The organism is Pseudoalteromonas sp. SR43-2 (assembly GCF_014163885.1).
In the GTDB taxonomy this organism is placed as follows: Bacteria; Pseudomonadota; Gammaproteobacteria; order Enterobacterales; family Alteromonadaceae; genus Pseudoalteromonas; species Pseudoalteromonas distincta.
On sequence record NZ_JACJED010000031.1, the window covers coordinates 18,288 to 30,088 of the forward strand.

Here is an 11,801-nt window from a genome sequence, read left to right on the forward strand (position 1 = left end):
AATTTACTATTTATTTGAGCTGAAAATTAGGTTTTGTGGATAAGTGATCTCAATATATTTAATTTAATGCGTATTTATAGTTGCTTTTTTTATGTATTTTGCTGGTGGATTAGTAGATCAAAAGTTTGATGCACTCAAATATCGAGTCATTTTTATTAAAAAGCCGCAGTGATCGTCTGTCCATATGTTGTATAAAGTTGGTTTTTTAGAGTGTTTATCGTCACGTTTTAGCTCTTAAATTGAGCAAATAACATTAGTTTTTATGAGCTAGGTAATTATAAAAAAGCTATTTATAACTAACTTTTGTGTTGAGGATAACGATTTTAAAACGTATTTTTGTTTGAAATATGTATCGGTTTTGACCTTAAAATGGGTGTTACTTGCGCTATTAATACCTTACTTAAAGGCTCTTTCTACAATCTAGTCTACATAATCTGGCTGGTAATAATTATCGCTTTGGGTATGATTTTATTGGCAGAACTGACTGGGATTGACGGTACAAATACATATTTTATAGTGAATATTTTACATAAAAAAAGAGCACCGAAGTACTCTTATAATAAACATATATCTGTAATAAGGTGCTTATTTACCAATACAAAATGAGCTAAATATCTTGCCAAGTAAGTCGTCTGAGGTAAATTCACCGGTTATTTCGTTTAAATACTGCTGTGTTAAACGTAGTTCTTCAGCCAATATTTCACCAGCAATGTGCATTTCTAATTGTGTTTTACCTGTTTCTAAATGATACGCAGCACTCTCTAGCGCATCCAAATGACGACGGCGCGCCATAAAGCCACCCTCTGTTGCGCCTTGAAAGCCTATACAGGCTTTTAAATGCTCGCGAACAAGCTCAATACCGTCAGCATTTTTAGCACTTAAGCTGATGACCGGGTATTGTTGCTCTTGCTCCATTCCGACTATATCACCCGATAAATCAGCTTTATTTCTGATGACCGTAACCCCCATACCTTCTGGTAATTTGGCCATAAATTCAGGCCAAATTTTATGCGGGTCAGTATCTATAGTGTCAGTGCCATCAAGCATAAATAAAACGCGATCGGCTTGGTTTATTTCATCCCACGCCCGTTCAATACCTATTTGTTCTACTCTATCTGGGCTCTCTCGTAGGCCTGCGGTATCTATAATATGCAATGGCATACCATCTATATGTATATGCTCTCGTAGTACGTCGCGAGTGGTACCGGCTATTTCTGTTACGATTGCAGCTTCACGACCGGCTAGGGCGTTTAGTAGGCTTGATTTACCGGCATTTGGGCGCCCAGCAATAACAACACGCATACCTTCGCGCATGATGCTACCTTGTTTTGCTTGGTTGGTTACGGTATTAAGCTGGGTAATAATGGCGTCTAAGTCGCCTGATACTTTACCGTCTGATAAAAAATCAATTTCTTCATCAGGAAAATCTATTGCCGCTTCTACATACATACGTAAGTGAATTACTTTTTCTACAAGCGTTTCTATGTGTTTAGAAAATTCACCTTGGAGAGACTGTAGGGCGCTTTTGGCAGCTTGTTCGCTTGTAGCATTAATTAAGTCGGCGATGGCCTCTGCTTGTGTTAAATCAAGCTTGTCATTCATAAATGCGCGCTCAGAAAACTCACCAGGCTTTGCTAAACGAACGCCCTCTATTTTACTAATTTCTTTAAGTAGCATATCAAGTACTACAGGACCGCCGTGGCCTTGTAATTCAAGTACGTCTTCACCAGTAAATGAGTTAGGACCTGCAAAGTAAATGGCAATACCTTGGTCAAGTTGCTCGCCAGCTAGGCTTTTAAATGGCACGTAATCGGCGTAGCGAACTTTAGGAATTTTACCTACTACTTTTTCGGCGACACTTTTAGCAAGGCTGCCTGAAACGCGAATAATACCAACACCACCACGTCCGGGGGCAGTTGCTTGTGCTGCAATTGTATCTTGATTGATCATGCTATTAATTTGCCAACGATGAGTAACTTTATGGCGGTATTGTAACCTATGAAATAAACACTCGCGAATACTCTGGTGAAAAACAGGCAATAAAAAAGGCGACCGAAGTCGCCTTTATATAAGTAATATACCCAAGCCATCTCAAGATGCGAGTTTCAGTTGGAGTTAAAAGCTATTTAGGCAAGGCATTGATTGAGAATAATAGTGGTTCTATTGTTAAAATCAATAACGCAGTATAAATAGCTTTTAAACCAACCCTTTGGGCGTTTCACAGGTACTTAATTTCATCGTTGTTACTTTTTAAAAGGGACTGCCATTCTTGCAAAGTAACGCCTTGATCTTAAGCCCCTGTGAAACGCTGAATTTTGCATCTTGATGTGGCTTGGGTATAGGCGCTAGCCTCTTACTTTAATTCCTTTCTTTTCCATGCCACGGTAGATGATTAACATCTGGACAATAGAAATAAGGTTAGACACTAACCAGTAAAGAACTAAACCCGATGGGAACCATAAGAAGAATACAGAGAAGATAACCGGCATAAAGGTCATCATTTTTTGCTGCATTGGATCAGTTACCGTCATAGGCTGTAGTTTTTGCGTCACAAACATACTCGCACCAAATAAGATTGGTAATACGTAGTACGGGTCTTGTGCAGAAAGGTCAGTTAACCAAAAAATAAATTCAGCATGGCGAAGTTCAGTAGATTCTAAGAATACGTAGAACAAGGCTAAGAAAATTGGCATTTGTAGTAAAATAGGGAAACAGCCACCCATTGGGTTAACTTTTTCTTTTTTGTACATTTCCATAGTTGCTTGGCCGAACTTTTGACGGTCGTCACCAAACTTTTCTTTAAGAGCTGCCATTTTAGGCTGTAGCGCACGCATTTTTGCCATTGAAGTGTATTGCGCTTTAGTAAGTGGGTACATTAACGATTTAACGATAATAGTGATGGCAATAATTGCTACACCCCAGTTACCTAAAATGCTATGTAGCCATTTTAGCAATACGAATAAAGGTTGCGAAATAAACCATAACCAACCGTAATCTACAGTTAAGTCTAAGTCTGGGTGAATCGCTTCAAGAATATCTGACTCTTTCGGACCCATATAATAAGTAGCAGTTAGTGTTTGCTCACTACCAGCTTGAATATTTACAGCGGGATCTTTAGCACCAATAATAGCGGCATTACTTTTTGTAATTAAGCTATAAATTGTATTTGTTTGATCCTGCATTGGAACCCAAGCACTTACAAAGTAATGTTGTATAAATGCAACATAACCACCTTGCGTGTTTTTGTTTAGGTTTTTATCAGCCATATCTGAAAAACTATACTTTTCATATGGTTCTTCGTCAGTACCGTATGCAGCACCTAAATAGTTTTGATCAACCATGCTACCTTTTTCTTGTACGGTACGCTTAATTTGCGTGTATAGCTGTACTTGAAGAGGTGCGCTGGTAGTGTTGTTGATTTTGTATTCTAAGCCTACGTCATACTGACCTTTTTTGAATACATACGTTTTAGTAAAACTAACACCATTACTATCAGTAAACTGAAGTGGAACGCGAAGCTCATCACCCGTTAAGGTATATGATTTTTGTTCGGTACTATAAGTAGGGCGACCGTTAGCTGACGCGTCAGGGCCATTTAAGCCAATTAAGCCACTTTGTGAAAAGTATTGTTTGCCACTATCAAGCTGACCAAGAAGCATATAAGGTGTTTCACTTCCTTTAGTTTCTTCGTATTGAAGAAGGTCTGTTTCAACAATGTCACCGCCTTTGGTGTCAATTTTAACTTTAAAAACGTCAGTTGTGATTTCAATAACTGAACGTTTAGCTAAAGTTGCTGAAGCGGGTAAACCTGAATCTGACGATGAAGGAATATAATCATCCGACTCTGGTGAATTTGCTTGTAGTGTTTGTGTTGTGGCACTTGGATCGGCTTTAGGCTTGTTGTAATCATTATCCCATTCTTGGAACAATAAAAACGACACTAGCATTAGGCCAATTAATAAAAACGTGCGTTGCGATTCCATAACAGCTCTTATTTCTCGTGTTGGTGGTTAATATGGGTTAATTTTTCAGGTACGGGGTCGTCTCCACCTGAATGTAAAGGATGGCATTTTAATATGCGTTTTAAAGCTAACCAACTACCTTTTATAAATCCATGCAAATTAATTGCTTGAATTGCATAATGTGAGCAGCTTGGATTAAAACGACAATGCGGACCTAACAGCGGGCTAATCCACTTTTGATAACCGCGGATAAATAACACTAAACAAATCTTAGGAAAAGCAACAAGTGGTTTAATTAACCTCATGATGTTTATGCCCCTACTTAAGTTTAGTGAGATAGATATCATGTATTTAAAGACTCAATTAGAAATTTTAAATGCATGATTAAAAGGTGAGCTAAAGATACATTAATTAACCCTGCAATTCTATTGCAATTAGGTTTGTTTATTAGATTTAGCTGATTTGTTTGGGCGTTTCTTAAAAGGTGGCGGTTTAGGTGCACCTGGTTTACAGCGTTCGTTAATTTTTCGCCATAATTTAGTAAGTTGTTTGGTTAATTCTTCATTAGACTGTTCATCTATACCACTTTTCACCATAAGCACAATATCAATATTATCGATGCTGTGTTGATTTAAACGAAAACTTTCGCGAGCGAGACGTTTAATACGGTTTCGTTGGCATGCCTTTTTTACGCGTTTTTTAGCAACAGTAAGACCTAACCGAGGTTTTTCTTGGTCATTTGGTTTAGCTAATAGAGTAAAGAAAGGAGTTGCAGCCCGAGCGGGTTCATTAAATATGCGAGAGTAATGCGAGGGAGTTAACAGACGTAACTCCCTGCCAAAGCTAAAGTCTTCCACTTATAAATTAAGCAGAAAGAACTTTGCGGCCTTTAGCGCGGCGACGTGCTAATACTTTACGGCCATTTACAGTTGCCATGCGAGCACGGAAGCCGTGTGCACGTTTGCGTTTTAAAACGCTAGGTTGAAAAGTTCTTTTCATAACAATCTCATCCGATCGGTTAAAGTTAAAACATCCTATACAGGTCGCGATCCTGGCATAGGTGCCATTGCGAGCGCGAGATATTATAGAGTAAGTAACGTAAAGTCAATCATAATTACGTTTGCAGTATATAGCCTACTTATGGTCCATAAAGAGATCGTGTAGGGTGATCTGTTAGGATCATCATAAATAAGAAGTTTTCCACAGCCCCTGTATAAAAAGTGAATAAAAGCGGGGGAAAAGAAAATTGGATCATAAATTTGGTTCGCGATCTTGGTGTTATTTTGTTATGATCTCCTCTTCGTATCTAAAATAAAAACTGTTTTAAATCAGTTTGTTAATGATTTTATACATCGATATCAACAATTTTATAAAAATCAATCTTTTACTTGTGGATAAAGTGCCTTCATAATACGCGGTCTTGGGTCGCTTATTGGACCATTTGAACGCAATAAATGTATGATTTATAATCATTAATGATGTGCGGGAATAAAAATTATATCTCTGGGAGTTTAACTGTGTATCTGTCGGTTTGGCAAAGTTGTTTATATGTATTGCAAGATGAGCTGCCTTCGCAGCAATTCAGTATGTGGGTAAGACCACTACAGGCAGAAAGTACCGAAGATACCTTGACGATTTATGCACCTAATCGCTTTGTGCTTGATTGGGTAAGAGAAAAGTACCTAAATAGAATTAACGAATTATTAGTAGAAATTTGTGGTGTTGAAGCACCAAAGCTACGTTTTGATGTAGGTAGTAAGCCTTTATTAAATGCGCAAGCTGCACCGGTTATAGAAACACAATCTGCACCACAGGCTTCTACAAAACAACAGCCTCGTGAGCAAAAGCCTGTTGTTGAACCTGCACCTAAGTCAGGTTACAAATCTAACATTAAAGAAAATTATACTTTTGACAGCTTTGTTGAAGGTAAATCAAATCAATTAGCAAAAGCAGCGGCTACTCAAGTTGCCGACAATCCTGGCTCAGCTTTTAACCCTGTATTTATTTATGGTGGTACTGGTTTAGGTAAAACTCACTTATTACATGCAGTAGGTAACGGCATTATGGCAAACAAGCCAGATGCTAAAATTGTTTATATGCATTCAGAACGCTTTGTTCAAGACATGGTAAAGGCACTACAAAATAATGCGATAGAAGAATTTAAGCGTTATTACCGCAGTGTTGACGCATTAATGATTGATGATATTCAATTTTTTGCTAATAAAGAGCGCTCCCAAGAAGAGTTTTTTCATACCTTTAATGCATTACTTGAAGGCAACCAACAAATTATTTTAACCTCTGACCGTTACCCAAAAGAGATTGAAGGGGTCGAAGACCGTCTTAAATCACGCTTTGGTTGGGGATTAACAATCGCGATTGAGCCACCAGAGCTTGAAACTCGCGTAGCTATTTTGATGAAAAAAGCACAGCAAAGTAAGATTAACTTACCACATGAAGTTGCCTTTTTTATCGCCAAAAAATTACGTTCAAATGTACGTGAATTAGAAGGCGCACTTAACCGTGTAATTGCTAATGCTAATTTTACAGGTCGTCCAATTTCGATTGATTTTGTAAAAGAAGCACTACGCGATTTACTTGCCTTGCAAGATAAGCTGGTTACGATAGATAATATTCAGCGCACCGTGGCTGAGTACTATCGAATTCGGGTGTCAGATCTATTGTCTAAGCGCCGCAGTCGCTCTATAGCAAGGCCACGCCAAGTTGCCATGGCATTATCTAAAGAATTAACTAATCACAGCTTACCTGAGATTGGTGACGCATTTGGTGGACGCGATCATACGACCGTATTGCACGCATGTCGTAAGATAAAATCACTACGTGACGAAAGCCACGAAATCAAAGAAGATTACCAAAACTTAATAAGAACATTGTCATCTTAGGGCTGACTTTATTATGCAAATAACAATATCAAGACAACAATTTTTAAAGCCATTGGTGCAAGTGTCGGGTGCAATAGAGCGCAAACACACGCTACCAATCTTATCTAACGTTTTGTTAGTGGTAGAAAACGGACAACTTTCAATGACGGGTACCGACCTTGAAATTGAATTAGTTTCTGGGGTATTTGTAGGTGATGATATTGCCGATACAAAACTAACGTTACCCGCTAAAAAGTTACTCGATATTTGTAAAAGTCTACCAGATGGTTCAGACATTACTTTAAGCTTGCAAGAGCACCAATTACTTTTAACCAGTGGTAAAAGCCGTTTTTCATTAACGACTTTATCTGCTGATGATTTTCCTAATTTAGAACAGTGGGATGGCGAGGTTGAATTTCAACTAACTCGTTTAGAGCTTCGTAAATTACTCGAAAGCACACATTTTTCGATGGCGAATCAAGACGTACGTTATTACTTAAACGGTATGTCTTTTGAAGTAGATAATACAGACATAAAAACAGTAGCAACAGATGGTCACCGTTTAGCTATTGCACAAAAGCAATTAACGCAATCGCTTAACACTCAACGTCAATTAATTATACCTCGCAAAGGTGTGCAAGAAATTATGCGCCTTATGGTAGCTGACGACGAATTGGTAACAATTCAGTTTGGTGCTAACCATATCCGTATTATTGATATTGAGTTTACATTTACAAGTAAGCTAGTTGATGGACGCTTTCCTGATTACCGTCGTGTATTACCACGTGGTGGCGACAAAGTAATTACAGCTAACCGAGAATGGTTACGAAATGCGTTTCAACGAGTGTCTATTTTATCGAATGAAAAATTTCGTGGTGTACGCTTAAACCTATCAAACGGTTTATTAAAAATTACTGCCAATAACCCAGAGCAAGAACAAGCTGAAGAAGTTGTTGAAGTAAGTTACGAGGGCGCGGACCTAGAAATAGGATTCAACGTGTCTTACGTATTAGATGTACTAAACACATTAAAAACAGAAGACGTACTATTTACATTAGCCGACTCAAACAGCAGTGCATTAATTGAAGGTGCAGGCGATGAAGAAGCAATGTACGTTGTTATGCCTATGCGTTTATAAGACTATAAATACATAATGAGCTTAAGTCATTTGAGCCTCAAATATTTTCGTAATATTGAGGCGCTGACGCTAGAACCAGTCAACGGCGTTAATATAATTTATGGTGAAAATGGCAGCGGAAAAACCAGCCTTTTAGAGGCTATATATTACCTTTCTCATGGCAAATCTTTTCGTACTCTAAAACACAAAAGTATTATTGCGCACCAGCAAGAGCAATTTGTAATTCACGGGCGTAAAACAATACACGATTTATCAATTCCAATTGGTATTAGTAAAACGCAAATGGGTGAGACCAATTTAAAAATTCAAGGTAAGGCGAGCCGTAAGATATCAGAACTCGCTCAACTTATGCCTGTACAAATTATTACACCAGAGAGTTATTCTTTGTTTTTTGGTGGACCTAAAGAGCGCAGAAAGTTTTTAGATTTAGGTTTGTTCCACGTGGAACATGAGTTCTTTTTTTTGTGGCAATCATTTAATAAAGTACTTAAACAACGTAATGCATTGTTAAAAACTAAGCCCAAGAATTATTTTGACCAAATTAAGTTTTGGGACAAAGAATTTGTTAGACTGGCTGAAGAAATAAATAAATTAAGATTGGCGTATATAAGTAGGTTTAAGCAGCAATTTTTTGATAAAATGTGTGCAGAATTGACGCTTGTACGCGATTTAGAAATGACCTTTAGCGCAGGCTGGAAAGAGACTGAATCTCTTGCAGATGCGTTAGAGCAAAACTTTGAGCGAGATGCTCGCCAAGGGTTTACAAGTAAAGGCCCTCATAAGGCCGATTTTAGTTTTAGTGTCGCTGGCAACAGTGTGGAGAATACATTCTCACGCGGTCAATTAAAGCTATTATTGTATGCGTTGAAAGTTACGCAAAATAGCTTAATTGAGTCAGAGACAGATAAGCAATCTATATTGCTAATAGATGATCTACCTTCAGAACTAGGCGAAGATACAAAAGAGAAAGTGGGACAATTACTTGCTCACTGCAGTTCTCAAATTTTTATCTCTTCAATTTTATCTGAAAGTATTTCTGCTGTGGTGGAACCCATGCAACGAGAACTACAAATGTTCCACGTGAAACATGGCAACCTAATAACAAGATAAGTGGGATTAACCATGTCTGAGAATTATGACTCGTCGAGTATTAAAGTACTTAAAGGATTAGACGCAGTAAGAAAGCGTCCTGGAATGTATATTGGGGACACCGATGATGGCACAGGCTTACACCACATGGTGTTTGAGGTCGTTGATAACTCGATCGATGAAGCCTTAGCAGGTCATTGTGATGATATTTATGTAACGATTCACTTAGACGGTTCTGTCTCAGTTCGAGATAACGGTCGTGGTATCCCAACTTCTATCCATGAAGAAGAAGGCGTATCTGCAGCCGAAGTTATTATGACGGTACTTCATGCCGGTGGTAAGTTTGATGATAACTCTTATAAAGTATCAGGTGGCCTACACGGTGTTGGTGTTTCTGTTGTAAATGCACTCTCAGAAAAACTAAAACTGACCGTTCGTCGTGAAGGCAAGCTTCATGAGCAGTTTTATACTATGGGTGTTCCAGATGCACCTTTAGCTATAATTGGTGACTCAGAAACAACTGGTACAGAATTACGTTTTTGGCCAAGCGCTGAAACATTCACAAATTTAGATTTTCATTACGACATTTTAGCTAAGCGTTTACGCGAGCTTTCATTCCTAAACTCAGGTGTGAGCATCATATTAAATGATGAGCGTGAAGAAAATAAATCTGACCACTTTAAATATGAAGGCGGTATTCAAGCTTTCGTTGAATATTTAAATCGTAATAAAACACCTATACACAAAGGTGTGTTCCATTTTACTCACGAACGTGAAGAAGATGGTATTAGCGTTGAAGTATCAATGCAGTGGAATGATGCATACCAAGAAAACATTTACTGTTTCACAAATAATATTCCACAACGTGATGGTGGTACTCACTTAGCCGGTTTTAGATCAGCGCTAACACGTACACTTAATAACTACATGGAAAAAGAAGGCTTTAACAAAAAAGCTAAAACAACCAGCAATGCTACCGGTGATGATGCCCGTGAAGGCTTGACGGCTGTTGTTAGTGTTAAAGTTCCTGATCCTAAGTTCTCATCACAAACTAAAGACAAGCTAGTATCAAGTGAAGTTAAATCTGCGGTTGAACAAGCAATGGCTGAAAAGTTCACTGAGTTTTTACTAGAAAACCCAACTGATGCCAAAATTGTTGTAGGTAAGATTATTGATGCCTCACGTGCTCGTGAAGCGGCGCGTAAAGCCCGTGAGATGACACGACGTAAAGGTGCAATGGACTTAGCAGGCTTACCAGGTAAGCTAGCTGATTGCCAAGAAAAAGACCCAGCACAATCTGAACTATATATAGTGGAAGGGGACTCTGCTGGCGGATCAGCCAAGCAGGGACGTAACCGTAAAAACCAAGCTATTCTTCCGCTTAAAGGTAAAATATTAAACGTAGAAAAAGCACGTTTTGATAAAATGTTATCTTCGCAAGAAGTAGCAACACTAATTACTGCATTAGGGTGTGGTATTGGTCGTGACGAATATAACCCTGAGAAATTACGTTATCACCGTATCATCATCATGACCGATGCGGACGTGGATGGTTCTCACATTCGTACGTTACTACTAACATTCTTCTATCGTCAAATGCCTGAAATTGTAGAACGCGGTTATATTTATATTGCTCAACCACCACTTTATAAAGTGAAAAAAGGTAAGCAAGAGCGTTATATTAAAGATGATCCAGCATTAGTAGAGTACTTAACGTCGCTTGCACTTAATAATGCTGCTTTATATCCAAGTGCAGATGCTTCTGCGCTAGAAGGTGAAGCGCTTGAGAAAGTCGTTCACGATTACCAAAATACAGTTAAAGTTATTGAGCGTTTAAAGCGTAAATATCCTAACACGGTAATGGAACGCTTAATCTACCAAACAGAGTTGAAAACTGATGACCTTTCTGACGAAGCTAAAGTAATTGCTTGGACAAAAGAGTTAGTTGATGACCTGATTGCACGTGATGAAGATGCAACTATTTTCCATGCGGGTACAGAGTTTGACGCTGAGCGTAATATGTATTACCCGGTTGTGAATATTCGTCAGCACGGTGTTGATAAAGCACATGTACTTCATTATGACTTTATTGCATCACGTGACTACCAACGCATTGCTGTGACTGGTACTAACATTGCAAACATCCTAAAAGAAGGTGCTTATATTCAACGTGGTGAGAAAACAAAACCTGTTGATAACTTTGTGGATGCTTTGGAATGGTTGATCACAGAATCTAAGCGCGGGATCTACATTCAACGCTATAAAGGACTGGGTGAAATGAACCCAAGCCAGCTTTGGGAAACAACAATGGATCCTAGTGCTCGTCGTATGTTACAAGTAACGATTGAAGATGCTGTTGGCGCGGATCAATTATTTGCCACCTTAATGGGTGATCAAGTAGAGCCTCGTAGAGAGTTTATCGAAACTAACGCTCTACGCGTAGTTAATCTAGACGTGTAAAAATATTACTTACACCGAAAAAGGAGCCTAATGGCTAATGCCGATCAGTTAAGAAAATGACCGGTTGACCGCTCCAAACGATCATGCAAAATCCGTAGTTAGGAAACTAACTACGGATTTTTTTGTGAATATAGAACAAGCACTGCATGCAACACTTGAAGAAAGCAGCCGATACCATACCTTTGAAAAATTATCAGAAATTCTTGACCCTGAAATCATTGAACAAGGTTTTCAACAAGCAGGGATTGCAACCGTTCGTAAGCGAAGATTACC

The 11,801-nt window shown here is 38.5% G+C and carries 9 protein-coding genes; 4 read left to right on the forward strand and 5 right to left on the reverse strand.

The window, feature by feature from the left end; translation table 11 throughout:
* Nucleotides 1–585 precede the first annotated feature (585 nt).
* From mnmE to rpmH, 5 genes are all read right to left on the reverse strand, one after another.
* Nucleotides 586–1,950 carry a tRNA uridine-5-carboxymethylaminomethyl(34) synthesis GTPase MnmE gene (mnmE, locus tag H5120_RS19225; protein ID WP_007584209.1) on the reverse strand — a complete coding sequence of 455 codons (1,365 nt, stop codon included), beginning with the start codon at nucleotides 1,948–1,950 and terminating at the stop codon, nucleotides 586–588.
* Between the two features lie 395 nt (nucleotides 1,951–2,345).
* Complete coding sequence (yidC, locus tag H5120_RS19230) at nucleotides 2,346–3,983, reverse strand: membrane protein insertase YidC (protein ID WP_024597181.1); 1,638 nt, start codon at nucleotides 3,981–3,983, stop codon at nucleotides 2,346–2,348.
* Between the two features lie 8 nt (nucleotides 3,984–3,991).
* Nucleotides 3,992–4,267: a membrane protein insertion efficiency factor YidD gene (gene yidD, locus H5120_RS19235; protein ID WP_004335219.1), complete on the reverse strand. Its 276-nt coding sequence runs from the start codon at nucleotides 4,265–4,267 to the stop codon at nucleotides 3,992–3,994.
* Between the two features lie 129 nt (nucleotides 4,268–4,396).
* On the reverse strand, nucleotides 4,397–4,819 hold the full coding sequence (gene rnpA, locus H5120_RS19240; RefSeq protein ID WP_004335217.1) for a ribonuclease P protein component: 423 nt from the start codon (nucleotides 4,817–4,819) through the stop codon (nucleotides 4,397–4,399).
* A gap of 7 nt (nucleotides 4,820–4,826) precedes the next feature.
* On the reverse strand, nucleotides 4,827–4,961 hold the full coding sequence (rpmH, locus tag H5120_RS19245; RefSeq protein ID WP_004335215.1) for a 50S ribosomal protein L34: 135 nt from the start codon (nucleotides 4,959–4,961) through the stop codon (nucleotides 4,827–4,829).
* Between the two features lie 518 nt (nucleotides 4,962–5,479).
* Between rpmH and dnaA the strand changes: the two genes are divergently transcribed.
* The 4 genes from dnaA to gyrB are packed head-to-tail and all read left to right on the forward strand — an operon-like array spanning nucleotide 5,480 to nucleotide 11,528.
* Complete coding sequence (dnaA, locus tag H5120_RS19250) at nucleotides 5,480–6,862, forward strand: chromosomal replication initiator protein DnaA (protein ID WP_004335207.1); 1,383 nt, start codon at nucleotides 5,480–5,482, stop codon at nucleotides 6,860–6,862.
* Nucleotides 6,863–6,875: 13 nt separating this feature from the next.
* Nucleotides 6,876–7,979, forward strand: a complete 1,104-nt coding sequence (gene dnaN / locus H5120_RS19255) for a DNA polymerase III subunit beta (protein ID WP_004335206.1) — start codon at nucleotides 6,876–6,878, stop codon at nucleotides 7,977–7,979.
* A gap of 15 nt (nucleotides 7,980–7,994) precedes the next feature.
* Nucleotides 7,995–9,089 carry a DNA replication/repair protein RecF gene (recF, locus tag H5120_RS19260; protein WP_182675792.1) on the forward strand — a complete coding sequence of 365 codons (1,095 nt, stop codon included), beginning with the start codon at nucleotides 7,995–7,997 and terminating at the stop codon, nucleotides 9,087–9,089.
* Nucleotides 9,090–9,101: 12 nt separating this feature from the next.
* A complete protein-coding gene (gene gyrB, locus H5120_RS19265; RefSeq protein ID WP_149594809.1) occupies nucleotides 9,102–11,528 on the forward strand; it encodes a DNA topoisomerase (ATP-hydrolyzing) subunit B in 2,427 nt (808 codons plus the stop codon).
* The last annotated feature ends 273 nt before the right edge of the window (nucleotides 11,529–11,801 follow it).

Excerpts from the sequence above, each read along its gene's own strand:
- yidD (WP_004335219.1), bottom strand. The coding sequence starts at position 4,267 with ATGAGGTTAATTAAACCACTTGTTGCTTTTCCTAAGATTTGTTTAGTG.
- recF (WP_182675792.1), top strand. The coding sequence starts at position 7,995 with ATGAGCTTAAGTCATTTGAGCCTCAAATATTTTCGTAATATTGAGGCG.
- yidC (WP_024597181.1), bottom strand. The coding sequence starts at position 3,983 with ATGGAATCGCAACGCACGTTTTTATTAATTGGCCTAATGCTAGTGTCG.
- gyrB (WP_149594809.1), top strand. The coding sequence starts at position 9,102 with ATGTCTGAGAATTATGACTCGTCGAGTATTAAAGTACTTAAAGGATTA.
- rpmH (WP_004335215.1), bottom strand. The coding sequence starts at position 4,961 with ATGAAAAGAACTTTTCAACCTAGCGTTTTAAAACGCAAACGTGCACAC.
- dnaN (WP_004335206.1), top strand. The coding sequence starts at position 6,876 with ATGCAAATAACAATATCAAGACAACAATTTTTAAAGCCATTGGTGCAA.
- mnmE (WP_007584209.1), bottom strand. The coding sequence starts at position 1,950 with ATGATCAATCAAGATACAATTGCAGCACAAGCAACTGCCCCCGGACGT.